Source organism: Acinetobacter sp. WU_MDCI_Abxe161 (assembly GCF_025514355.1).
GTDB classification, from domain to species: Bacteria; Pseudomonadota; Gammaproteobacteria; order Pseudomonadales; family Moraxellaceae; genus Acinetobacter; species Acinetobacter pittii_E.
The window spans coordinates 46,027-69,392 of record NZ_JAHPTU010000001.1; the positions used below are offsets into that span (position 1 = coordinate 46,027).

Sequence of the window (23,366 nt, forward strand, 5' to 3'; positions counted from 1 at the left end):
TGGCTCCCTCTTGGGATAAAGCAATTAAATCAAGCATAAATGAGGTGAATCTTAAGAAAAATTTAATTTAATGGCACAACCCGCAATACCTCTTCTAATGTCGTAAGCCCTTCAATTACCTTACGGGCCCCAGCAATTCTTAAAGGCTCTATACCTTCTTTTTTAGTTTGAGTTCTCAAATCATTTAACGTCCCATGACTGCTAATAAGATGCTTAAGCTCAAGACTGACTGGCATAAATTCATAAATACCGACTCGCCCTTTATAACCTGTATGACGACATTCTTCACAGCCTACTGCTTGATAAACTATTTCAGGCATTTCCATAATATAGTCAAATGTTAGATGCTCCCACTCATCCTCATTAATATGAGTTTGTTGTTTACAGTGGGGGCAAAGCTGTCGTACTAAACGCTGTGCAAGAACACCTAAAATTGTTGCGGCAGTCAGAAATGGTTGTACCCCTAAATCATGCAAACGAGTCAAACTAGACGGCGCATCATTGGTATGTAAAGTTGATAATACTAAATGCCCTGTTAATGCTGCCTGAATCGCCATATTCGCCGTGTCTTGGTCACGAATTTCACCAATCATAATAATGTCTGGGTCTTGTCGCATCAGCGCACGCACGCCATCAGCAAAGCCTAATACAATTGCATTATTGACCTGCATTTGGTTAAAACTAGGCTCTAACATTTCAATCGGGTCTTCAATGGTACATACATTGACCTGCTCAGTTGCGAGCTGTTTCAAAGAAGAATATAGCGTAGTTGTTTTACCTGAACCTGTAGGACCGGTAACCAAAATAATGCCGTGACTATTTTTTGTTAATTGCTGCCACTGTTGTAATAAACGCTCCTCAAAGCCCAATTGCTGAAAAGAACGCACCAGCACATCTGGATCGAAAATACGCATAACCAATTTTTCACCAAATGCTGTTGGCAAAGTTGATAAACGTAATTCCGTTTCTTGACCTTTGGGTGTACGAGTTTTTAATCGACCATCTTGCGGTTTACGTTTTTCCGCTACATTTAAACGCCCTAAAATTTTAATTCGAGAAATCACGGCGGTCAGTGTGTTTGAAGGCATGTTATAAATGGTGTGCAAAACCCCATCAATACGGAACCGGACTTTACCATTGTCTTTACGTGGTTCCATGTGAATATCACTGGCACTCTGCTCAAATGCAAACTGTAAAATCCAGTCGACCAATTTCACAATATGCTGATCATTAGCATCTGGGTTTTGACTATCACCAAGCTGCAAAAGCGCTTCAACATTTTTACTGTCACGGTCATGCGCTGCATCTTTTTGAGCCGAGTTTACTGCGCGACTCACCTGATAATATTCTCGCAAATAACGCTGTAACTGTTCGGGATTAAGCAGTACCCGTTCAATTTTTTTAGGCGCTAGACTTCGTTCAAGGTTATTGAGCCAATCTGTTTGAAATGGTTGATCTGTTCCAATCACGATTCGGTCAGCATGAATTTCAACAGCTAAAATATGGTTACGAATGGCAAACTCTTGTGACATAACCTGCGTTAAAGCGCTGACATCTGCCTTTAAAGGATCGATCACAAATAGAGGTAGCTGAACCCGATTTGCAAACCATAAACATAAGCGGTTTAAACTCAAATGCGTATGTGTGTGTTGCTGATCTTTTAAATTAAAATGTGCAATCCACTGTAATGGGTGCCACTTTAACTGGTCTTTTTGGCGGTGACTTGTCTGTACCAGTAATTTATCTCGTTCTGTTATACGGCCTTCTTGTAATAGTTGTTCTAGACACCAATATGTATCTATTTCTACATGTGCATTCATGTGTTATCCCCAATATATTTTTATAATATAACAGAGATATTTTAGGTTTAAATATCCTTCAACTTCAGTTAATTAAACCAATTCTCATCTTAATATTTTTTTGTGTCACAGATCATATTTATAAAAATATTTTCTATCTAGTTTTGTCTAAAAAAGACACTATGCTCACTATAATAAAAAGCATAAACTGAACATGAATACATGATTTTAAAATGATTCAAATCTACATATAACAATAAGCAAAGAGGAAGTAATATGGAACTTCCAATGACAATGTCATTACAAACAACATCATTTGAAGAATTTATTACGGTGATTGCTGCTGCGCTCGGTTGTGGTTTATTAATTGGATTAGAACGTGAACGAAGCAAGCTTAAACATGAATATAAAACCTTTGCCGGATTCCGATCTTTTGCCATTAGTGCATTATTAGGAGCAATTTGTTTTTTATTTGGCACTGAAATTGGAATTGTAGGCGCCCTTCTCATTGGGGCTATTAGTATTGTTTCCCTCAAAAATCAGCCGAATGACCCAGGTGTGACCACAGAACTCGCCTTTATTATGACTTATTTCATTGGGGGAATTTGCATTTGGAATATTTCGCTCGCTGCTGGCTTAGCTGTGATCATGACGATTATTTTATTTGCAAAGCAGTCTATGCATGGCATTGCCAGTCAGTGGATTACCGAAACGGAATTGCGTGATGGTATTTTTCTACTTGCCTTACTTCTAATTGCTCTACCTTTAGTACCCAATAAACCCTTTTGGGGTCCAGTTTTAAATCCTCATGTGATTTTAAAATTACTGACTTTGATCTTATTTGTACAAGCACTCGCTCATATTGCGAAACGACTTTTGTCATCTAAAAATGCCCTATTACTTTCTTCTCTAGCTTCAGGATTTGTTTCTAGTACAGCGACGATTGCCAGTTTAGGTTTAGAAGTACGCTCTGGCAAAGCCAATGCAACGACAAATGCAGGTGCTGCGTTAATGTCATGCGTCTCCACACTGATTCAAACCTTAATTATTGTGATCGGTATTAGCTTTGCTTGGTTTAAGCTAATTATCTTTCCGACACTTATTGCACTAGTTGTTTTAACGGTATGGGCCTTTATTTTATTACGTAAAGCAGAACCTAGTACGGCTTCGCCCGAGCTTGACTCAAGAATGTTCAGCTTAAAAGAAGCCATTATTATTGCAGGTACACTTACCCTTATTCAGGCAGGTGTTTATGGTTTAAGTCTATCTTTAGGCGATGCTGGATTAATCGCGGGGACCTTACTCGCATCTTTGTTTGAAATACATGCAGCAATTGCGGCAGTTATTGTGCAAGGTGAACCTGATAGCGCACATATGACACCTTTACTCATTGCCTTTTTAGGAGGTTTCGCAGTTCATGCACTTGCCAAAAGTGTGAACTCCGCAATTTCGGGTGGGCTGCACTATGCACTTGCTTTCGTTCCCGCCCAACTCATTCATATGGCTATTTTTATTAGTTTACTTTGGCTCAATATCCATTGGTTTTAAAATATCTATTGTGCAAGCGAAGAAGTCTTCACCGCATCAACCACAGTAACTACAAATTGATCGACCTTAAAATGAATATCAAAGTTTGAAAATTTCATTTTATAGATTCGTTCAGCGTCTTCTTGATAGGCTGGTCGAGGATCTAAAGCTAAGACTTGCTCAAGCTCATCAATGTATTGAGAATTCATTTCTTCATTTTGTAAAAAATATTTTTGTGCTGTTAATGCAGCTTCCCCCCAAATGACTGACTTCCGTTCCGGTTCTGCATGGGCATAACCACTTTGTGCATCGCTAATTGAATCAGAATATTGAATATAAGGCTTAATATCTAAAATTGGAGTGCCATTTAATAAATCGCTTCCTGTGATATAGACGCGGACAGCCTTCCCCACTTTTTCTACTTTATTAAGTTTTACGACTGAAAGACCTATAGGAGAAGGTCTATACATGCTACGTGTAGCAAATACGCCTATTTTTTCGTTGCCCCCTAAACGTGGCGGACGGACCTGTGGACGAAATTTATCGGCATTCCCCTGATTTTTATTATCATGAAACTGCCAAACTAACCAGAGATGACTGAACTGCTCAATTCCCTCAAATGCTAACAAGTCATTATAGGGTTCTATCATGTCAATATAAGACTCAATATTGACCAAATTAGGCTGGCGTGGAATACCGAATTTCTCCCGATAAGGAGAACACATGTAGCCAATTATGGGGAAGGTGACAGAGTTCATCATCACTTTTTCTTATAAACACAATTAAATATATTCAGTTTATCGGGAATGAAATTAGATTAGAATAGCAATCTGTTTTCTTTTAATCGTGATCGAGACCTTTAATGGCTGCTTTTAACGTTGAACGTATTACTCATGTTCACCACTGGAATGACACTCTTTTCAGTTTTAAAACTACACGCGACACCAGCTTACGTTTTAAAAATGGTCAGTTCGTAATGATCGGACTTGAAGTGAATGGCAAACCGTTAATGCGCGCATATTCGATTGCAAGTGCAAACTACGAAGAAGAGTTAGAGTTCTTCTCAATTAAAGTACAAGACGGTCCTTTAACTTCGATTTTGCAAAAAGTACAAGTTGGCGATGAAATTTTAGTTTCTAGAAAACCAACAGGTACTTTGGTTCATGATGACCTTTTACCAGGTAAAAATTTATATCTTTTATCTTCTGGTACTGGCCTTGCACCATTCTTATCAATTATTCGTGACCCAGAAACTTACGAACGCTTTGAAAAAGTAATCGTTGTTCATGGTACACGCTATATTTCTGAATTAGCTTATCAAGACCTTATCTTGAATGAATTGCCAAACCACGAATTCTTTGAAGAGTTAGGTATTAAAGACAAACTTGTTTACTACCCTACAGTAACTCGTGAGCCTTTCCACACTCAAGGCCGTGTAACAACTGCAATTGAAACTGGCGCTTTATTTGAAAAAATTGGTTTACCACGCTTCAACCGTGAAACTGACCGCGCAATGCTTTGCGGTAGCCCTGCATTCTTAAAAGACGTGGCTGCATTACTTGACCAACATGGTTTAGTTGAATCACCTCGTATGGGTGAAATGGGCGACTACGTGATTGAACGTGCGTTCGTAGAAAAATAATTTTTTCTAGACATAAAAAAACCGAGGCAAAGTCCTCGGTTTTTTTATGTCTGTTTAGAGAAATTTAAGGCATTAAATTTAATCGGCTCATCTATTTCTTAAAACGTCTAGAGAAGATCAAGCTAAAGGCACTGCTCCTTCTAAATAACTATGCAGATCAATGTTTAAATTAAACGAATAAATAGCTGAGACCACATAGCTAGTGATAAAATCAATTTATCAGTTCAGTTTGATTTACTGGTAATTTTGTACCAAAAAAATTAAACAATCGTTAAAACTGCCAAACCATTTCAACATTTCATGTAGATTGATTAAAACTCATTCTGGCGCAGCTTCCCATGTCTTATCTTTATTTAGCAATTGCGATTGCTTGTGAAGTCATTGCAACTTCAGCTTTAAAAGCATCTCAAGGTTTTACTGTTCCTATTCCATCCATCATTACAGTGGTGGGCTATGCAATTGCTTTTTATTTATTGTCCCTGACTTTAAAAACAATTCCGATGGGGATTGCATATGCCATTTGGTCAGGTGCAGGTATTATTTTAATTTCCGCAATTGGCTGGATATTTTACAAACAGCATTTAGACTTGGCAGCGTGCATTGGTCTTACTTTAATGATCACGGGTATTATCATTATTAATGTGTTTTCTAAAAACACTCATCTTTAAACTATAACTAAAACAACCGAGTAAGATGCAAATCCTTGTTTAAAAAAATTCACCTTACTCGGTATGAACAACTTATTTCAAACTACCCGTCAAAAATTGCTTTAAACGTTCACTTTTTGGGTTATTGAGTACTTCATTAGGATGGCCTTGTTCCTCAATTTTCCCTTGATGCAAAAAAATCACTTGTTTAGATACATTGCGCGCAAAGCCCATTTCATGTGTGACCACAATCATGGTACGCCCTTCTTCCGCCAAGCCTTGCATGACTTTAAGTACTTCACCAACCAACTCTGGGTCAAGTGCACTGGTTGGTTCATCAAACAACATCACTTCCGGTTCCATAGCCAAAGCACGAGCAATTGCTACACGCTGCTGCTGACCACCAGATAAAAATGTCGGATATTTACTTTCAACGCTTTCAGGTAATCCAACTTTACGTAGATATTTGCGTGCACGCGCTTCAGCCTGAGCACGTTTTACCCCAAGTACATGAATTGGTCCTTCAATGACATTTTCCAGCACTGTCATGTGTGACCACAAATTAAAATGCTGAAACACCATCATGAGCTGGGTACGCATTTTTTGTAGCTGCTTTGGGTCAACGACTTTTAAATTGCCTTTTTTATCAAAGACTGTGCGTAGTTTTTCACCATTAAGTTTAATAGTGCCATTACTGGGTTGTTCCAAAAAGTTAATACAACGCAGCAAGGTACTTTTACCTGAACCAGATGAACCAATGATACTAATGACATCACCAGCATTTGCATCAAGTGATATTCCTTTAAGTACTTCATGATCGCCAAATGTCTTATGTAAATCGCGAATCACTAGTTTTGCAACGTGTTCCATTTATGTCTCCTAATGATTCGATGGTTTTAAAAATGCCAACCAACGTTTTTCAAGCCGACGAAATATCCAAATCAAAATAAATGCCAATACTGCATACAACACCGCGGCAATCCCAAAAGCATTGAAGGTGTCATAGGTTGCTGCATTCACATCACGCGCAATTTTCAAAATGTCAGGAACTGTTGCTGTAAATGCAATAGTTGTCGCATGTAACATTAAAATGACTTCATTGCCATAAAATGGTAAAGCACGGCGTAACATCGACGGGATGATAATACGGGTATAGCGTTTCCATTTCGACATACCGAAAGCTTGTGCGGCCTCTATCTCGCCATGTGGAATAGAACGGATCGCTCCAGCAAAGATTTCAGTGGTATATGCACTAGTATTGAGCGCAAATGCCAAAATGGTGCAATTTATACCTTCTCTAAAAAATGCATCGAGTGTCTGATGTTCATGGATGTAATCAAAGCTGTAAATGCCTGAGTAAATAATCAGTAGCTGGATGTACAGTGGTGTGCCACGAAAAACGTAGGTAAACAACCAGACTGGACCACGCAACCAAAGATTTTCTGATACCCGTGCAAGCGATAAAGGCACAGCAAGCACAAACCCAATACCAATAGATAACACCAATAACCAAGTAGTCATTGCTACCCCAGTCATTTGTAGGCCATCGCTCCAAAGGTATGCCTGCCAATATTGTTGAAGGATTTCAATCATAATTGTCCCCTCCTCACACCAGCAGAATAACGACGTTCAAGCCACATTAAAATCAGGTTCGACACTGTGGTAATCGCCAAATAGATCGCAGCAGCCACGATACTGAAAAAGAACAATTGCATGGTATTTCTACCCGCATCTTGTGAAATTTTTACAATATCAGTCAGACCAATAATTGAAACCAGTGCGGTTGCCTTAATCAAAACTTGCCAGTTATTACCAATACCCGGTAACGCAAAACGCATCATTTGAGGGAATAATACTCGGTGAAAAACCTGCCAAGGGGTCATACCATAAGCCATTGCTGCTTCAATTTGTCCTCTTGGAACCGATTGAAATGCACCACGAAAGGTCTCGGTAAAATATGCACCATAAATGAACGCTAAAGTAATCACACCAGCCACAAACGGGTTGATATCAATTTGGTCCATTTGCAAGGCTTCAGTAATTTGATTTAGGCCCAACTGCAAGCTATAAAATAACAACAGCATAATGACCAAATCAGGCACACTACGGATGAGTGTGGTATAGGCTGTCGCAATGTAACGTAAAATTTTAATATTAGAGAGTTTTGAGCTCGCACCAATTAAGCCAATAATCACAGAAAGCAAAAGTGACAACAGCGCAAGCTGTATGGTCATCCATGTACCGCTGAGAAGGAGTGGCCCATAGCCAGAAAAAAACATGACTCCTCTTCTCCTTAAAAACAATATCTAATATTGATAAGATGAGAATAGATCTAAAAATGTCGGCTTAAAGCCGACATTTTTCACATCATTAGTAAATGCTAAAGGAGAAATACTTTTTCTCGAGTTTCTTATATGTGCCATCTGCAATGATTGCAGCTATTGCTTTATTAATGTTAGCTTTCAAATCTGCATCTTCTTTGCGTAAGCCAATCGCCGCGCCTACACCCAGTGTTTTTGCATCAACCACATTGCCACCAACAAAACCGAAGTTTTTGCCTTTTGGTTGTTTTAAGAAAGCACCATCAACCATAATTGCATCTTGTAAGGTTGCATCCAAACGCCCTGACATCATGTCTTGGTAAATCAAATCTTGGACTGGATAAGGTACAACAGTTACACCTTTTGGTGCCCAATAGGTTTTAGCATAAGTTTCTTGAATTGTGCCCTGTTGTACGCCCACACGTTTACCCTTCAATGATGCAGCGGTCGGTAATAACGGTGAACCTTTTTTTGCAACCATACGTGTTGGCGTATTGTAGATTTTGCTAGTAAATGCAATTTGTTTCGCACGTTCATCCGTGACTGTCATTGATGAAAGAATGCCATCAAACTTTTTCGCTTTAAGTGCCGGAATCATCCCGTCAAAAGAGTTCTCAACCCAAACACATTTGGCTTTGAGTTTTGCACAAATAGCATTCCCTAAATCAACATCAAAACCAGTTAACTTGCCATCTGGTGTTTTATATTCAAATGGTGCATAAGACGACTCAGTACCAAAACGAATCACCTTCCAATCCTTTGCTTGAACATTCGTCGCAACAGCAGCCAAAACTAAAGTTGTTGAAACGAATATTTTTTTCATAAAGCTTGCCATCTTGAAGCTTCTCCTTAAAATCCCAATAAGGTGATAAAAACTTGAGTATTTCTAACTTACTCTTCTGCCGAAATAATTGCAATTTCTATACCATAAATTAAGGATTCATGAAGATGACTAAACAGTGGATTGTATTAACTGATTAATTGTTGAAAAATCACTCAAAATATGAAGCTAATTTTTGAGTGCATAGGCTTCTGCCATATTTTCATTTTCGACCAAGGTCCTAATGGTATATTCATGGTTATGTTCTTTGGCAGTGGCAAATTCACATTTCTGATCCCATAACATTGAGCAACCACTCAGCAATGGACAACCTGCAAATAATTCGGCTACCCAATCAACAAACACTCGAACTTTAGGCGATAAATGACGGTTTTGTAGATACACAACTGATATTGGCATAGGTGCAGGCAACCATTCAGTCAGTACTTCTTTGAGCGTACCTTCTTCTAGATGTTTCGCCACCATGTAATATGGGCATTGAATTAAGCCAAAACCTTGTACTGCCAAATCAACATAGGAGTCGCCATCGTTGACAGAAACACGCCCCTTTACACCAACACTATGAATTTCGCCATCCACCATAAAATCCCAGTCGATATTGCGTCCGGTACGGCTGTTAAAATAATGCACGACTTGATGTTGCTTTAAGTCATCAATAGTTTTTGGTTCACCATGCTCTGCCAAATAACGGGGTGCAGCAACCGTCACACACTGAATTGTTCCGATACGACGTGCAACCAAACTTGAATCTTTCAACTGACCAATACGGATGACACAGTCCACCGCATCTTGTACCAAATCGACTGGACGATCACTCATTCCAATTACCAAATCAATATCTGGATAACGTGTATGGAAGTCACAGAGCATTGGAATTAAGATCATGCGCCCAATCGAAGCTTTAACATCAATACGCAGTCGGCCTCTTGGTCCACGTTCCGAATCATGAAAATTTGATTCTACGTCTTCGACATCGGCTAAAATTCGTGAAGTACGTTCATAATAAACTGCCCCATCTGGTGTCAAACTAAGTTTACGGGTGGTTCGGTTAAGCAACCTAACTTGTAAATGCTTCTCTAAACCCTGAATAGTTGTCGTCACAGAAGCACGCGGTAAACCCAAACTATCAGCTGCTAAACTGAAACTATTTGTTTCGACAACTTTATTGAATACTCTCATGGCATGAAATAGATCCACACGCACACTCCTATTAATGCGTTTTATTTAACTCAAACACATCAATTATTATAAAAATACGAATAGTGTTATCAAATTTAATATATTTATTCGTGATTGACAAACTTTTATGCTCCGTCCATCCCATAAACCCTGTTTCTCCCATACGGACCAAAACTAAAAGTCTGAAAACAGGTATCCAAATAACTAGGAGCACCTCATGTCATTTTCCCGCAAACAGTTCGCACTGTCTGCCATCTTTGTTGCCATTTTAGCAACAGGAGGCAGTTTTATGTTTTTACATGAAAATGCCGATGCAAAAGCTGCACCGACCGCTGCCCAACAAGCTGCTACTGTTGATGTCGCCCCTGTAGTGAGTAAAACCATTACCGATTGGCAAGAATACTCCGGTCGTTTAGAGGCGATTGATCAAGTCGATATTCGGCCTCAAGTTTCAGGAAAACTCATTGCCGTACATTTCAAAGATGGCAGTCTGGTTAGAAAAGGCGACTTACTTTTTACAATCGACCCGCGTCCTTTCGAAGCAGAACTCAATCGTGCCCAAGCTCAACTCGCTTCGGCTGAAGCACAAGTCACTTATACGGGTTCTAATCTTTCCCGTATTCAACGTTTAATCCAAAGTAATGCTGTCTCACGTCAAGAGCTAGATTTAGCCGAAAATGATGCACGCTCAGCCAATGCCAACCTGCAAGCTGCTAGAGCTGCCGTTCAATCTGCACGTTTAAATCTTGAGTACACCCGCATTACTGCGCCAGTCAGCGGCCGAATTTCACGAGCCGAAGTCACCGTCGGCAATGTAGTTTCTGCAGGTAACGGAGCACAGGTTTTAACAAGTTTAGTATCTGTATCTCGCCTTTATGCATCTTTCGATGTTGATGAACAAACCTATCTGAAATACATCAGTAACCAGCGTAATTCTGTACAAGTTCCTGTTTATATGGGACTTGCCAATGAAACAGGCTTTACTCGTGAAGGTACGATCAATTCAATCGACAATAACCTAGATGCAACCTCAGGAACAATCCGTGTTCGCGCGACCTTTGACAATCCAAACGGCGTTTTATTACCGGGCTTATATGCACGAATCCGTTTAGGCGGGGGTCAACCTCGTTCAGCAATTTTAATTAGCCCAACCGCAATTGGGGTCGATCAAGATAAACGCTTTGTCGTGGTCGTTGATGCTAAAAACCAGACTGCTTACCGTGAAGTAAAAATCGGAGCGCAGCAAGATGGTTTGCAAATCGTGAATAGTGGATTAAAAGCGGGTGACCGTATTGTTGTGAATGGTTTACAGCGGATTCGTCCGGGTGACCCTGTTACGCCACATCTCGTTCCTATGCCTAACGCACAAATCACAGCTAATAGCACTACGACTCAACCTCAGCCAACAGATAAAACATCAACTCCGGCAAAAGGTTAATCGCATATGAATATCTCTAAATTTTTTATTGATCGGCCGATCTTTGCTGGTGTGTTATCAGTATTGATTTTACTCGCCGGTCTGCTTTCGGTATTCAAATTACCGATTTCTGAATATCCGGAAGTTGTTCCCCCGTCTGTGGTGGTTCGCGCTCAATATCCAGGTGCAAACCCGAAAGTAATTGCTGAAACTGTTGCTTCTCCGCTTGAAGAATCGATCAACGGTGTAGAAGACATGCTGTATATGCAATCTCAAGCAAACAGCGACGGTAACCTCACCATTACGGTGAACTTTAAACTTGGCATCGACCCAGATAAAGCTCAACAACTGGTTCAAAACCGTGTGTCTCAGGCTATGCCACGCTTACCTGAAGATGTACAGCGTTTAGGTGTCACGACTTTAAAAAGCTCACCAACTTTAACCATGGTTGTGCATCTGACCTCACCAGATAGTCGCTATGACATGACCTACTTGCGCAACTATGCAGTATTGAACGTGAAAGACCGTTTAGCGCGCTTACAAGGGGTGGGTGAAGTTGGTTTATTTGGTTCTGGTGACTACGCGATGCGTGTGTGGCTCGACCCACAAAAAGTGGCACAGCGTAACCTCACAGCAACCGAAATTGTGACTGCAATCCGTGAACAAAACATTCAGGTAGCAGCGGGTACAATCGGTGCATCACCAAGTAATTCACCTTTACAGCTCTCAGTCAATGCTCAAGGTCGTTTAACCACTGAGCAAGAATTTGCCGATATTATTTTAAAAACTGCTCCAGATGGTGCGGTTACCCGATTGGGTGATGTTGCACGCGTTGAACTCGCAGCTTCACAATATGGTTTACGTTCATTGCTTGATAATAAACAAGCAGTCGCGATTCCAATTTTCCAAGCACCGGGTGCCAATGCATTGCAAGTTTCCGATCAAGTGCGCGACACGATGAAGGAGCTTTCAAAAGATTTCCCATCTTCAATTAAATACGACATTGTGTATGACCCGACCCAGTTCGTACGTGCCAGTATTAAAGCGGTCGTTCATACCTTACTTGAAGCAATTGCACTGGTTGTTGTTGTTGTAATTTTATTCTTGCAAACATGGCGTGCCTCAATCATTCCATTGCTTGCCGTACCAGTTTCAATTATTGGTACGTTCGCACTCATGCTTGCTTTTGGTTATTCCATCAATGCACTGTCACTATTCGGGATGGTACTCGCCATCGGGATTGTGGTCGATGACGCTATTGTCGTCGTCGAAAATGTCGAGAGGAATATCGAAGCAGGTTTAAGCCCAAGAGATGCAACTTATCGCGCCATGCGAGAAGTGAGTGGGCCGATTATTGCGATTGCCTTAACGCTTGTTGCAGTATTCGTACCTCTTGCCTTTATGACAGGCTTAACAGGGCAATTTTATAAACAATTTGCCATGACCATTGCCATTTCAACAGTCATTTCGGCATTTAACTCACTTACTCTATCTCCTGCTCTAGCAGCCATGTTACTTAAAGGACATGATGCTAAACCTGATGCTTTAACACGCATTATGAACCGCGTATTTGGACGTTTCTTTGCACTGTTTAACCGCGTATTTACACGTACTTCAGACCGTTACGGTAAAGGCGTGAGTCGTGTCATCTCACACAAAGCATCGGCAATGGGCGTCTATGCAGCACTTTTAGGTTTAACCGTTGGTATTTCTTATATTGTTCCGGGTGGTTTCGTTCCCGCGCAGGACAAACAATATTTGATTAGCTTTGCTCAACTGCCAAATGGTGCGTCATTAGATCGTACCGAAGCTGTCATCCGTAAAATGAGTGATACAGCTCTTAAACAGCCTGGTGTAGAAAGTGCTGTTGCCTTCCCTGGCCTCTCAATTAACGGTTTTACCAACAGCTCAAGCGCTGGTATTGTCTTTGTAACCTTAAAACCATTCGATGAACGTAAGGCCAAAGACTTATCTGCCAATGCAATTGCTGGTGCACTCAATCAGAAATATTCAGCTATTCAAGATGCCTATATTGCAGTTTTCCCACCGCCACCCGTGATGGGCTTAGGTACTATGGGCGGCTTTAAACTCCAACTTGAAGACCGAGGTGCCTTAGGCTATTCAGCGCTGAATGATGCTGCACAGAACTTTATGAAAGCAGCACAATCAGCCCCTGAACTTGGTCCAATGTTCTCAAGTTATCAAATTAACGTACCTCAACTAAATGTAGATCTGGACCGTGTCAAAGCTAAACAACAAGGTGTTGCTGTAACAGATGTTTTCAACACCATGCAGATTTATTTAGGTTCTCAGTACGTTAACGACTTTAACCGCTTTGGACGTGTTTATCAGGTTCGAGCACAGGCAGATGCCCCTTTCCGTGCTAACCCTGAAGATATTTTGCAGCTTAAAACCCGTAACAGTGCCGGACAAATGGTGCCGTTATCTTCACTGGTGAATGTGACTCAAACTTATGGTCCTGAAATGGTCGTTCGTTATAACGGCTATACCTCAGCAGATATTAACGGCGGCCCTGCACCAGGTTATTCATCTAGCCAAGCAGAAGCTGCGGTTGAACGTATTGCCGCACAGACTTTACCGCGTGGCATCAAGTTTGAATGGACAGATTTAACTTACCAAAAAATCTTGGCTGGTAATGCAGGACTCTGGGTATTCCCAATTAGCGTATTGCTCGTGTTCTTAGTTTTAGCCGCACAATATGAAAGTCTAACTCTGCCTTTAGCTGTAATTTTAATTGTACCAATGGGAATCTTGGCGGCTCTGACAGGTGTCTGGCTGACAGGTGGAGATAACAACATCTTTACCCAAATTGGTCTGATGGTACTGGTCGGACTGGCCTGTAAAAATGCCATCTTAATTGTCGAATTTGCGCGGGAACTCGAAATGCAAGGTGCAACTGCCTTTAAAGCAGCTGTTGAAGCAAGTCGACTGCGTTTACGTCCAATTCTAATGACTTCTATTGCATTCATTATGGGTGTCGTACCACTGGTTACCTCAACTGGTGCAGGTTCTGAAATGCGCCATGCCATGGGTATTGCCGTGTTCTTCGGCATGATTGGTGTAACACTGTTTGGTTTATTCCTGACTCCTACCTTTTATGTACTGATTCGTACCCTGAACAGTAAACATAAATTGCATTCGGCAGCCGTTCATGAAGCGCCTTTGTCTACCCCACATGATCATTAAGGAGGATATTTGATGGCTACAGCAAAACAAAGCTTATTATTGTCCTCACTCATGGGAAGCCTGCTCCTTGCAGGCTGCTCTTTAGCTCCGGAATATCAACCTGCAAAGGTGATTGTTCCAGTCAAATTTAAAGAGTCTGATCCTCAACTTGAGGACAATAACTGGAAAATTGCTCAACCTGCCGATCAGCAGGTTCGAGGTGAATGGTGGCGTGTTTTTAATGATGCTCAATTGAATAAACTTGAACAACAAGCCATTTCCGGAAACCAGTCCCTTAAAGCGGCAGCAGCCAATATTCAGGCATCACGTGCGTTACGTTCAGCAGCACAAGCTGAACGTTTGCCAAGTATTGGTGCTGGCTTTGGGCCAACTCGTCAAAAGCCCTCTCCAGCTTCACTCGGTTTAGATGAAAATGCCCATACGTCTGCACAAACCTTATGGCGTGCTCAAGCGAATGTTTCATATGAGCTCGATTTATTTGGTCGTATCGCCAGTAGTGTTAATGCAGCAACAGCTGATGTACAGCAACAAGAAGCATTATATCAGTCAGCACTTTTAGCCTTACAGGCAGATGTTGCACAAGGCTATTTTCTTATTCGCCAACTTGATGCTGAACAAGCAATTTATAATCGCACCATTAAGCTACTTGGTGAAACACGAGATCTCGTTCAAACTCGATTTCAAAATGGCTTAGTCAGCGAATTAGATGTTTCTCGCGCACAGACCGAGCTTGCGACAGCACAAACGAGCGCATTGAATATTGCTCGTAACAGAGCCAATGCTGAGCATGCACTTGCAGTATTATTAGGCAAAACACCTGCTGATTTTAGCTTGGCAGTTCAGCCTTTAACTACAAACAGCCTCCGTCTCCCAACGGGTTTACCGTCAGCTTTACTTGAAAGACGACCGGACATTGCTGCGGCTGAACGTGCTATGGCAGCGGATAATGCGCGTATTGGAATTGCGCGTGCTGCCTTCTTCCCAAAACTGGATCTAACAGGTGCGCTCGGTTATGAATCATCAACTTTAGGTGATTTAGGTAAATGGTCGAGCCGTACATTCTTACTCGGTCCAGTTGCAGGTACTATTTTGTCTTTGCCATTATTTGACGGCGGGCAACGTAAAGCTGGAGTCGCTCAAGCACGAGCTGCCTATGAAGAAAGCGTGGCAAACTATCGGCAAACTGTACTGAATGCATTTCGCGAAGTTGAAAATGGTTTGTCCGATCAACGTATTCTAGATCAACAAATTCAGGCTCAAAATCAAGCGCTCTCCTCTTCTCGTCATGCAAACCAGCTTTCTCATCTACGCTATAAAGAAGGTGCTATTAGCTATCTTGATGTGATTGACTCTGACCGGACTATATTGCAACAAGAGCAACTTTCCGCACAGCTTAACGGCAGTAGAATGATGGCGAGTGTAGATTTAATCCGCGCATTAGGAGGCGGATGGCAGGCTGCTTCACCTAATTAACTTGATATAAAAAAAAAGCGCCATATGGCGCTTTTTTTATATCTATAACTTATTGTGCATATACAGGGAATTTTGCACAAACAGCTTCAACTTTTGCTTTTACGTCAGCAATAACTTTTTCGTCACCTTTGCTGTCAATCACGTCAGCGATCCAACCAGCAAGTTCACGAACTTCAGCTTCACCGAAACCACGAGTTGTTACTGCTGGAGTACCGATACGGATACCAGAAGTCACAAATGGAGAACGTGGGTCATTTGGAACTGAGTTTTTGTTCACAGTAATGTGAGCAGCACCTAACCAAGCATCTGCATCTTTACCAGTTACATCTTGTTTGATTAAAGATAACAAGAATAAGTGGTTTTCTGTACCACCAGAAACAACATCATAACCACGTGCAATTAATACTTCAGCCATTGCTTGAGCATTTTTCACAACCTGTTGTTGGTAAGCTTTGAAGTCATCAGACATTGCTTCTTTGAAGCAGATTGCTTTAGCAGCAATCGCATGCATTAATGGACCGCCTTGGTTACCAGGGAATACAGCTGATTGAAGTTTTTTCTCGATTTCTTCATTCGCTTTCGCAAGGATTAAACCAGAACGTGGACCACGAAGTGTTTTATGAGTCGTAGTTGTCGTTACGTCAGCAATTTGAACTGGGTTTGGATATACGCCAGCAGCAACAAGACCTGCAACGTGAGCCATATCAACAAAAAGGTAAGCGCCAACTTTGTCCGCGATGTCACGGAAACGTTGCCAATCTACAACACGGCTATAAGCAGAGAAACCAGCAACGATCATACGTGGCTTGTGCTCTAACGCTAAACGTTCAACTTCTTCGTAATCGATCTCGCCAGTTTCAGCGTTTAGACCGTATTGAACCGCATTATAAGTTTTACCAGAGAAGCTTACTTTTGCACCGTGAGTCAAGTGACCACCGTGAGCCAAGCTCATACCTAAAACTGTATCGCCCGGGTTAAGAAGCGCTAGATAAACAGCAGAGTTAGCTTGTGAACCAGCGTGTGGTTGAACGTTTGCGTAATCTGCACCAAAAAGTTCTTTAGCACGATCAATCGCCATTTGCTCGATGATATCCACATACTCGCAACCGCCATAATAGCGTTTGCCTGGATAACCTTCTGCATATTTGTTCGTAAGTTTTGATCCTTGCGCTTCCATCACAGCAGGAGAGCAATAGTTTTCAGATGCAATTAACTCGATATGTGCTTCTTGACGCTCACCTTCAGAAGCAATTGCTTGAGCTAATTCTGGATCAAATTCAGAAATGGAAATATTGGCAAACATTAGCGGGGGTCCTATAAATTAGGGCTTTTAAGCCGTGCTAAGATTGCGGCATATTGTAGCATGAACTTTATAATTAAACAGAATGAAGTTAGCTCAGTTTTAAATAAAAATGGCTCAAGTTTTATAAAAAATGAGCCATTGTTTATAAATCAAATAAAAAGCATGTTTAAAGCTTATATTTTAAATTTTTCCGTCGTTCATTTTAGCTTACAAAAATATTAAAAAGCCTTTAAATATCAATAACTCTATTGAGATGTCAGTAAAGTCTGAACATTTCCAACGATGTTATCAACATTACTACTCATTGCCGTACCATGATCCCAGTTACCCGTTACATAACTATTAATTTTGGTGCCTACAACAGTGGCATTAGATATCAAGATATCCGTTGCTACTTTAGGAACTGTTGAATCTGCTAAGCCCTGATAAATAATGATTGGTGTCGTGACTTTTACTTGTAACGGCTGCGAATCTTTATCTAAAAATGTTTTAACTAACGGCACAGCCATAAAATTAGGTTGTGTACGCGTATAACCATCCAGCGTTCCATTGTGATCTGTAGCATACTTAGTCATACCTGCGCCAAAAGCTTGACCCAATGGTCCGGAACAAATTGTTTCTGCTTGCTCTGCAATACTGGAGATTTGCGAAGTAAAGACTTGTGGATAATCAAAAGTGGGTTGTGTGTTGCGAATACCCGCACTAACTAAAGCTGTATAAGTATCAAGTTGAGCATACATTGATATCTTTTTATCTAGAGTCGCATTAGCAACAGATTGCTCTCCCGCCACTAAAATAAAACCTAAATTAGAAGCAGGTGCTACCGCTACAGTACCTTTATAATCTAGTTGTGCACGACTGGCATATTGTGCAGCACCTAACGCAGCATGCCCACCTTGCGAATGTCCTACAGTGACCCATTTTTTTGAAGTTAATAAATTACGCTGTAATAAATAGTTACGTGTTGCAACTACAGCATCCGTAATTGAGAAAGCTTCACTTTTAACATTTAAAAATGGATGTATGCCTGGGGTACCTAAACCCTCATAGTCAGGTGCGACAACAACATAACCTGCTGCAAGTAATTTACTAATTAAATCTTTTGTACTGTCTGTTAAAGCTGCTTTACTTGGTGCACAGGCATCTGCCACACCCGTAGTGCCATGCGCCCAGACTACAATTGGCCAACCGCCTACTGGTGGTGGAGTATTTGGGGTAAATACCAAACTGGTTGCCTGTACCTCTTGGCCACTTTGACCCAACATTTTATAAGTCAAAATACTACTTTCTGCTGCCACACTTCCTAAGTTGGTACTTGTGTAAGCTTCAACTTTAACAACTGGATTTTGAATATTATTGATTGGTGTCCCGGATGGATTAGTAGGAGCTGGGCCATCATCACTACTCCCTCCTCCACAAGCAACTAAAAATAAACTCGTGCTCAGAACGCTTGTCATTAATAGGTTCATTTTCATTGATATATCTTCCCTTAAATTCCATTTTTGTTGTGCTTTAATTTTTAATCAACATTTTCTAATGTCTTAAAAACAATTACGCCTAATCTTTCTTTTCCGCAAGTTCTATTGGATAGAATTAATCTCTGAAAACTCTATTTTTAATATAAATTGACGTTATCGCTACTTTATAGCTTCACTTCATGTTTTAAAGTAGGTAGTCAACTGTTAACATTCATAATTAATCGTGATTGTTTAAAGGGCCAGTTATGCAAACCATTATTTTAGATACAGAAACACATACACTAAATGGTTTGCCAATTGAAATTGCGTATGCCCCGATTGAGATTAATGCAGGTAAGCTCACTTTAGATAAAAGCAAATTGTTTGATCAACTTTATCAAGTCGGCACCCCTATCTCTTACGCTGCTATGGCAGTACACCATATATTAGAGTCAGATTTAGAAAACCAGCCCCACTATAAAACCTTTAAATTACCAGAAACTACCACTTATATTATTGGTCACAATATTGATTACGATATTGCCGCGATTGCTCGCTGTGGTGTAGATGTATCGAATATCAAACCGATTTGTACTCTAGCTTTAGCGCGTAAAACTTGGCCTGAAGCAGAAGCGCATAATATTTCAGCACTGATTTATATGATTTCTCAAGGCAGCAGTAAAGCTCGAGAATTGCTCAAAGGTGCACACCGTGCCGATGCCGATATTATTTTGACTGCTAATATTTTGATGCATATTGTCTATCATTTAAATATTCAAGATATTGAAGAGCTATACCGAGTCTCTGAAGAAGCACGTATCCCTACAACTATTAACTTTGGAAAGCATAAAGGCACGGCAATTGCGGAACTTCCTAAAGACTATATTCAATGGTTATTGCGCCAAGATGAACTGGACGTCTATTTACGCAAAGCTTTGGAAGGTGCATTTTAAAGACTTAAATAGATGATATTCATAAATTCTTCATCATATTGTCATTTTTGAGTTTTATCGTTAACCCTATTTATATTTTATTAAAAACAGTACTGTTCAACTGAGAAGCTTGAACAGTCTGATTTATTTTTTATCTTGGGGAAAAACGATGGCTGGTTTTTATCGAACCAATTTGGGAAGAGTCGCGCTTCAACAACGTAATATTGCTTTAAATGCAAAACAAAGACGTTTACTACTATTAATAGACCATGAAGATTTTCAAAATTTAAATAGTGAATTTAAAAAACGTATTGCGTCTCCAGAACTTATTCAACAACTTATCGACTTAAAACTTATTGCTCCTTCAAGCGAAAACTATTCAGAATTAAATGAACAAATATCTTTTCCACAAACACCTATAACTACTCTAGAAGCACATCAGAAAAATCCTAAAGATGATCATAAAAGTGACGATATAGTTGGTGAAATTCAGGTTCCCCAATCTTTGCAATCTACAAATATTGAAAATAGTCAGCCGCCAGTTCCTGTTCAACAACTTTCTTTTGAAGAAATACAACAACTGATGAAGCAAAATTTGAATCAGTACTGTGGACTTATGGCAAAACCACTTATCCAGAAAATAGAGCAAATAAAAACGCTTCAAGAGCTTAAAATGTGCCAAATGCAATGGATTACCCACTTACAGGAGTCACGTATTCCACCTCATGAGCTAGCCCATACTCTTCATTCTATTAATTATTCAATTCAACTTATCCAACAGCGCATCTAAAAAAACAACAAGCTGCTGTTTAATTAAGCATTAAACTCACTTGTTACCTATTTCGTGCTTTACCTATTGGTGTTTTTTTCCTATGATGTGGCCCACACACGTGCGCTCGTAGCTCAGTTGGATAGAGTACAGGTTTCCGAAGCCTGGGGTCGTGGGTTCGATCCCCGCCGGGCGCACCAATTTATATATAATAACTTCATAAATTTATCTCAATTTTATAAAATTCCGACTATTTTACTTGGTTTATTAATCATTATCGCTCAAAATATACCCCTCTTTCATAATGTGAGAATTTCATGACTGATGCTTTGGTTTTAAGAGATTTGTCCAAAACATATCGTAATGGTTTTCAGGCGTTAAAAGGTATTAACCTCACTGTGCCTGAAGGTGAATTTTATGCGTTGTTAGGTCCAAATGGTGCCGGCAAATCAACAACCATTGGTATTATCAGTTCCCTCACGAAAAAAACCGAAGGAACCGTTGAGATTTTTGGGCATAATCTCGACACTCATCCATCCTTGGCAAAACAGCAGCTTGGTGTTGTCCCTCAAGAATTTAACTTTGGACAGTTCGAAAAAGCGTTCGATATTTTAGTCACTCAAGCGGGTTATTACGGCATTCATAAAAAGATTGCAGAAAAACGTGCCGAACATTATTTAGAAAAGCTAGGCCTTTGGGAAAAGCGTAATATACAAGCACGCATGCTGTCTGGTGGTATGAAGCGCCGCCTCATGATTGCGCGCGCCATGATGCATGAGCCTAAACTTCTTATTCTAGATGAGCCTACCGCGGGTGTAGATATTGAGTTGCGCCGTTCTATGTGGGATTTTCTCACCGAAATGAACGAAAGTGGTACTTCTATTATTTTGACTACACATTATCTCGAAGAAGCTGAAATGTTGTGTCGTCAAATTGCCATCATTGATCGTGGTGTCATTAAAGAAGACACCAGCATGAAAAGTTTCTTAAACCAACTGAGTGAAGAATCTTTTATTTTTGATTTGGCAGAACCCATTGCCCCACTTCAATTAAACATCATTGGTGTGAAGTTCAACTTAATTGATAGCAGCACTTTAGAAGTGACAATGGATAAGGCCCATACATTAAATGACTTATTCCAGCTTTTAGAATCACAAGGTATTCGTGTTCGTAGTATGCGAAACAAATCGAACCGTCTAGAAGAGCTATTCGTCAAAATGGTCGAGAAAAATCTTGAAGGAGAGGCAAAATGAATTTTAACCAACTGCAAATTGCCCTCTGGACTCTAGTTCGTAAAGAAGTACGCCGTTTTCTACGTATTTGGCCACAAACTTTATTACCACCTGCGATTACAATGAGTTTGTACTTTGTCATTTTTGGTAATTTGGTTGGTTCGCGCATTGGACAAATGGGCGGTGTGAGCTATATGCAGTTTATTGTGCCCGGCCTAATCATGATGGCGGTTATTACTAATAGTTATGCGAACGTATCTTCAAGTTTCTTTAGTGTGAAATTCCAAAAAAGCATTGAAGAACTGATTATGAGCCCCGTGCCACTCCATATTATTTTATGGGGTTATGTGATTGGTGGGATTTGCCGTGGTGTATTGGTCGGAACAATTGTGACTGCAATGAGCTTATTCTTCACCGACCTTTTTATACACAATTGGTTCGTGACTATATATACAGTCTTAATTACCTCGGTTCTTTTCTCATTAGGCGGATTCATTAATGCAGTCTATGCGAAATCATTTGATGATATTTCTATTATTCCAACATTTGTCCTTACACCTTTAACCTATTTAGGGGGTGTGTTCTATGCCATTAGTGCACTTGGCCCTTTTTGGCAAAAACTTTCTTTAATTAATCCCATTGTGTACATGGTCAATGCTTTCCGTTTCGGCATTTTAGGTCATAGCGACGTGAACGTTACGTTCTCTTTAATCATTGTGACATTATGCTGTGTTGTACTTTACGGAATTGCTTACTATTTACTTGCTCGTGGTTCAGGAATGCGTGAATGAGTGTCGAACAGTCTTTATTGGGTAAAGAAACTCAATATCCAACTAACTATCAACCTGATGTTTTATTTCCAATTGCTCGTGCCCAGTCTCGTGAAGCCTACTCGCACATTGAAGGTATTACACAAGGTAAAGATTGGTGGCATGTTTTTGAAATTTCATGGTTAAACGCTCATGCCATCCCGCAAGTTGCTATTGGCAGAATTACGCTACCAGCTTCTTCACCAAATTTGATTGAATCAAAGTCATTAAAACTTTACTTCAATAGTCTTAACTTTACTCAGTTTGATTCTAAAGAATCATTCATTGAAACAGTTGAAAAAGACTTATCGGCTGCGGCAGGCGCTAAAGTTGAGTTAACCCTATTTCAGGTAGATGATTTAGAGATTTCCAAGCCTCAAGGTATTTGTATTGATGAGCTAAACCCAGAGCGTTTAGAGCAACATCCAGATGCGACTCTTTTAAAACAAGATGAGTTTGATGAAGAAGTAGAAATTGAACTGTATTCTCATCTTTTGAGAAGTAACTGCCCAGTCACGGGACAACCGGATTGGGGTACAGTTTTTATCCGTTTTAAGGGCAAAAAACCTTGTTATCGTAGTATTTTAGCTTATATTATCTCGTACCGTCAGCATAATGGTTTTCACGAACAATGTGTTGAGCAAATCTTTGCTGATATTTGGCAAAATTTGCAGCCTGAAAAGCTGATGGTTTATGCAACTTATACTCGTCGCGGCGGACTTGATATTAACCCTTGCCGAGTATCGGATCTTTCATGGATGCCAAAACCGATTCGATTGGCACGACAATAAAACGAATAATTTGAGGATAT

The 23,366-nt window shown here is 40.3% G+C and carries 21 protein-coding genes and 1 tRNA gene; 13 read left to right on the top strand and 9 right to left on the bottom strand.

What is annotated here, in order from left to right; genetic code table 11:
* Positions 1 to 62: 62 nt before the first annotated feature.
* Entirely contained in the window at positions 63 to 1,820 is a 1,758-nt protein-coding gene (locus KTI78_RS00245; RefSeq protein ID WP_262444879.1) for a GspE/PulE family protein, read from the bottom strand.
* A 255-nt stretch (positions 1,821 to 2,075) separates the two neighbouring features.
* On the opposite strand from KTI78_RS00245, the gene KTI78_RS00250 reads away from it, so the two are divergent.
* Positions 2,076 to 3,347: an MgtC/SapB family protein gene (locus tag KTI78_RS00250; protein ID WP_262444880.1), complete on the top strand. Its 1,272-nt coding sequence runs from the start codon at positions 2,076 to 2,078 to the stop codon at positions 3,345 to 3,347.
* Between the two features lie 5 nt (positions 3,348 to 3,352).
* Here KTI78_RS00250 and tsaA read toward each other — a convergent pair whose 3' ends face one another.
* Positions 3,353 to 4,087, bottom strand: a complete 735-nt coding sequence (gene tsaA, locus KTI78_RS00255; protein WP_262444881.1) for a tRNA (N6-threonylcarbamoyladenosine(37)-N6)-methyltransferase TrmO — start codon at positions 4,085 to 4,087, stop codon at positions 3,353 to 3,355.
* Positions 4,088 to 4,188: 101 nt separating this feature from the next.
* Between tsaA and KTI78_RS00260 the strand changes: the two genes are divergently transcribed.
* Entirely contained in the window at positions 4,189 to 4,968 is a 780-nt protein-coding gene (locus tag KTI78_RS00260) for a ferredoxin--NADP reductase (protein ID WP_016140480.1), read from the top strand.
* A 338-nt stretch (positions 4,969 to 5,306) separates the two neighbouring features.
* Positions 5,307 to 5,636, top strand: coding sequence for a multidrug efflux SMR transporter AbeS (gene abeS, locus KTI78_RS00265; RefSeq protein WP_016140479.1), 330 nt, complete (start codon positions 5,307 to 5,309; stop codon positions 5,634 to 5,636).
* A gap of 72 nt (positions 5,637 to 5,708) precedes the next feature.
* Here the strand turns inward: abeS and KTI78_RS00270 are convergent, their stop codons facing one another.
* The 5 genes from KTI78_RS00270 to KTI78_RS00290 all read right to left on the bottom strand — a co-directional run bounded on the left by KTI78_RS00270 (position 5,709) and on the right by KTI78_RS00290 (position 9,974).
* Positions 5,709 to 6,485, bottom strand: coding sequence for an ABC transporter ATP-binding protein (locus KTI78_RS00270; protein ID WP_262444882.1), 777 nt, complete (start codon positions 6,483 to 6,485; stop codon positions 5,709 to 5,711).
* A gap of 9 nt (positions 6,486 to 6,494) precedes the next feature.
* Complete coding sequence (locus tag KTI78_RS00275; RefSeq protein ID WP_262444883.1) at positions 6,495 to 7,208, bottom strand: ABC transporter permease; 714 nt, start codon at positions 7,206 to 7,208, stop codon at positions 6,495 to 6,497.
* On the bottom strand, positions 7,205 to 7,894 hold the full coding sequence (locus tag KTI78_RS00280; RefSeq protein ID WP_262444884.1) for an ABC transporter permease: 690 nt from the start codon (positions 7,892 to 7,894) through the stop codon (positions 7,205 to 7,207). The genes KTI78_RS00275 and KTI78_RS00280 overlap by 4 nt, the downstream gene beginning before the upstream one ends.
* A 91-nt stretch (positions 7,895 to 7,985) precedes the next feature.
* Positions 7,986 to 8,771 (bottom strand): ABC transporter substrate-binding protein, encoded by a 786-nt coding sequence (locus tag KTI78_RS00285; protein WP_016140475.1) that lies wholly within the window; start codon positions 8,769 to 8,771, stop codon positions 7,986 to 7,988.
* A 174-nt stretch (positions 8,772 to 8,945) separates the two neighbouring features.
* Positions 8,946 to 9,974 (bottom strand): LysR family transcriptional regulator, encoded by a 1,029-nt coding sequence (locus tag KTI78_RS00290; RefSeq protein ID WP_224991394.1) that lies wholly within the window; start codon positions 9,972 to 9,974, stop codon positions 8,946 to 8,948.
* Positions 9,975 to 10,173: 199 nt separating this feature from the next.
* Here KTI78_RS00290 and adeF point away from each other — a divergent pair, with 199 nt between their 5' ends.
* From adeF to KTI78_RS00305, 3 genes are read left to right on the top strand one after another with little or no spacing between them, the layout of a single operon-like run.
* Positions 10,174 to 11,394: a multidrug efflux RND transporter periplasmic adaptor subunit AdeF gene (gene adeF, locus KTI78_RS00295; protein WP_262444885.1), complete on the top strand. Its 1,221-nt coding sequence runs from the start codon at positions 10,174 to 10,176 to the stop codon at positions 11,392 to 11,394.
* A 6-nt stretch (positions 11,395 to 11,400) separates the two neighbouring features.
* Positions 11,401 to 14,580, top strand: a complete 3,180-nt coding sequence (gene adeG / locus KTI78_RS00300; RefSeq protein ID WP_262444886.1) for a multidrug efflux RND transporter permease subunit AdeG — start codon at positions 11,401 to 11,403, stop codon at positions 14,578 to 14,580.
* 12 nt (positions 14,581 to 14,592) lie between these two features.
* Entirely contained in the window at positions 14,593 to 16,053 is a 1,461-nt protein-coding gene (locus tag KTI78_RS00305) for an efflux transporter outer membrane subunit (RefSeq protein WP_262444887.1), read from the top strand.
* 49 nt (positions 16,054 to 16,102) lie between these two features.
* Here KTI78_RS00305 and glyA read toward each other — a convergent pair whose 3' ends face one another.
* On the bottom strand, positions 16,103 to 17,356 hold the full coding sequence (gene glyA / locus KTI78_RS00310) for a serine hydroxymethyltransferase (protein WP_016140470.1): 1,254 nt from the start codon (positions 17,354 to 17,356) through the stop codon (positions 16,103 to 16,105).
* Between the two features lie 60 nt (positions 17,357 to 17,416).
* Here glyA and KTI78_RS00315 point away from each other — a divergent pair, with 60 nt between their 5' ends.
* Positions 17,417 to 17,578, top strand: coding sequence for a hypothetical protein (locus KTI78_RS00315; protein WP_262444888.1), 162 nt, complete (start codon positions 17,417 to 17,419; stop codon positions 17,576 to 17,578).
* Between the two features lie 23 nt (positions 17,579 to 17,601).
* Here KTI78_RS00315 and KTI78_RS00320 read toward each other — a convergent pair whose 3' ends face one another.
* Positions 17,602 to 18,831, bottom strand: a complete 1,230-nt coding sequence (locus KTI78_RS00320) for an alpha/beta hydrolase (RefSeq protein WP_262444889.1) — start codon at positions 18,829 to 18,831, stop codon at positions 17,602 to 17,604.
* Between the two features lie 248 nt (positions 18,832 to 19,079).
* Here KTI78_RS00320 and KTI78_RS00325 point away from each other — a divergent pair, with 248 nt between their 5' ends.
* The 6 genes from KTI78_RS00325 to queF all read left to right on the top strand — a co-directional run bounded on the left by KTI78_RS00325 (position 19,080) and on the right by queF (position 23,346).
* Positions 19,080 to 19,766: a putative quorum-sensing-regulated virulence factor gene (locus KTI78_RS00325; protein ID WP_262444890.1), complete on the top strand. Its 687-nt coding sequence runs from the start codon at positions 19,080 to 19,082 to the stop codon at positions 19,764 to 19,766.
* 148 nt (positions 19,767 to 19,914) lie between these two features.
* The gene (locus KTI78_RS00330; RefSeq protein ID WP_262444891.1) at positions 19,915 to 20,535 is read left to right on the top strand and encodes a hypothetical protein; all 621 of its coding nucleotides are present in this window, start codon (positions 19,915 to 19,917) and stop codon (positions 20,533 to 20,535) included.
* Between the two features lie 102 nt (positions 20,536 to 20,637).
* Positions 20,638 to 20,714 (top strand) — tRNA-Arg (locus KTI78_RS00335).
* 117 nt (positions 20,715 to 20,831) lie between these two features.
* Complete coding sequence (locus tag KTI78_RS00340; RefSeq protein WP_002118101.1) at positions 20,832 to 21,767, top strand: ABC transporter ATP-binding protein; 936 nt, start codon at positions 20,832 to 20,834, stop codon at positions 21,765 to 21,767.
* A complete protein-coding gene (locus KTI78_RS00345; protein WP_016140466.1) occupies positions 21,764 to 22,537 on the top strand; it encodes an ABC transporter permease in 774 nt (257 codons plus the stop codon). The genes KTI78_RS00340 and KTI78_RS00345 overlap by 4 nt, the downstream gene beginning before the upstream one ends.
* Positions 22,534 to 23,346 carry an NADPH-dependent 7-cyano-7-deazaguanine reductase QueF gene (gene queF / locus KTI78_RS00350; RefSeq protein WP_262444892.1) on the top strand — a complete coding sequence of 271 codons (813 nt, stop codon included), beginning with the start codon at positions 22,534 to 22,536 and terminating at the stop codon, positions 23,344 to 23,346. The genes KTI78_RS00345 and queF overlap by 4 nt, the downstream gene beginning before the upstream one ends.
* Positions 23,347 to 23,366: the final 20 nt, after the last annotated feature.

Excerpts from the sequence above, each read along its gene's own strand:
- KTI78_RS00245 (WP_262444879.1), bottom strand. The coding sequence starts at position 1,820 with ATGAATGCACATGTAGAAATAGATACATATTGGTGTCTAGAACAACTA.
- KTI78_RS00250 (WP_262444880.1), top strand. The coding sequence starts at position 2,076 with ATGGAACTTCCAATGACAATGTCATTACAAACAACATCATTTGAAGAA.
- tsaA (WP_262444881.1), bottom strand. The coding sequence starts at position 4,087 with ATGATGAACTCTGTCACCTTCCCCATAATTGGCTACATGTGTTCTCCT.
- KTI78_RS00260 (WP_016140480.1), top strand. The coding sequence starts at position 4,189 with ATGGCTGCTTTTAACGTTGAACGTATTACTCATGTTCACCACTGGAAT.
- abeS (WP_016140479.1), top strand. The coding sequence starts at position 5,307 with ATGTCTTATCTTTATTTAGCAATTGCGATTGCTTGTGAAGTCATTGCA.
- KTI78_RS00270 (WP_262444882.1), bottom strand. The coding sequence starts at position 6,485 with ATGGAACACGTTGCAAAACTAGTGATTCGCGATTTACATAAGACATTT.
- KTI78_RS00275 (WP_262444883.1), bottom strand. The coding sequence starts at position 7,208 with ATGATTGAAATCCTTCAACAATATTGGCAGGCATACCTTTGGAGCGAT.
- KTI78_RS00280 (WP_262444884.1), bottom strand. The coding sequence starts at position 7,894 with ATGTTTTTTTCTGGCTATGGGCCACTCCTTCTCAGCGGTACATGGATG.
- KTI78_RS00285 (WP_016140475.1), bottom strand. The coding sequence starts at position 8,771 with ATGGCAAGCTTTATGAAAAAAATATTCGTTTCAACAACTTTAGTTTTG.
- adeF (WP_262444885.1), top strand. The coding sequence starts at position 10,174 with ATGTCATTTTCCCGCAAACAGTTCGCACTGTCTGCCATCTTTGTTGCC.
- adeG (WP_262444886.1), top strand. The coding sequence starts at position 11,401 with ATGAATATCTCTAAATTTTTTATTGATCGGCCGATCTTTGCTGGTGTG.
- KTI78_RS00305 (WP_262444887.1), top strand. The coding sequence starts at position 14,593 with ATGGCTACAGCAAAACAAAGCTTATTATTGTCCTCACTCATGGGAAGC.
- glyA (WP_016140470.1), bottom strand. The coding sequence starts at position 17,356 with ATGTTTGCCAATATTTCCATTTCTGAATTTGATCCAGAATTAGCTCAA.
- KTI78_RS00315 (WP_262444888.1), top strand. The coding sequence starts at position 17,417 with ATGAACTTTATAATTAAACAGAATGAAGTTAGCTCAGTTTTAAATAAA.
- KTI78_RS00320 (WP_262444889.1), bottom strand. The coding sequence starts at position 18,831 with ATGAAAATGAACCTATTAATGACAAGCGTTCTGAGCACGAGTTTATTT.
- KTI78_RS00325 (WP_262444890.1), top strand. The coding sequence starts at position 19,080 with ATGCAAACCATTATTTTAGATACAGAAACACATACACTAAATGGTTTG.
- KTI78_RS00330 (WP_262444891.1), top strand. The coding sequence starts at position 19,915 with ATGGCTGGTTTTTATCGAACCAATTTGGGAAGAGTCGCGCTTCAACAA.
- KTI78_RS00340 (WP_002118101.1), top strand. The coding sequence starts at position 20,832 with ATGACTGATGCTTTGGTTTTAAGAGATTTGTCCAAAACATATCGTAAT.
- KTI78_RS00345 (WP_016140466.1), top strand. The coding sequence starts at position 21,764 with ATGAATTTTAACCAACTGCAAATTGCCCTCTGGACTCTAGTTCGTAAA.
- queF (WP_262444892.1), top strand. The coding sequence starts at position 22,534 with ATGAGTGTCGAACAGTCTTTATTGGGTAAAGAAACTCAATATCCAACT.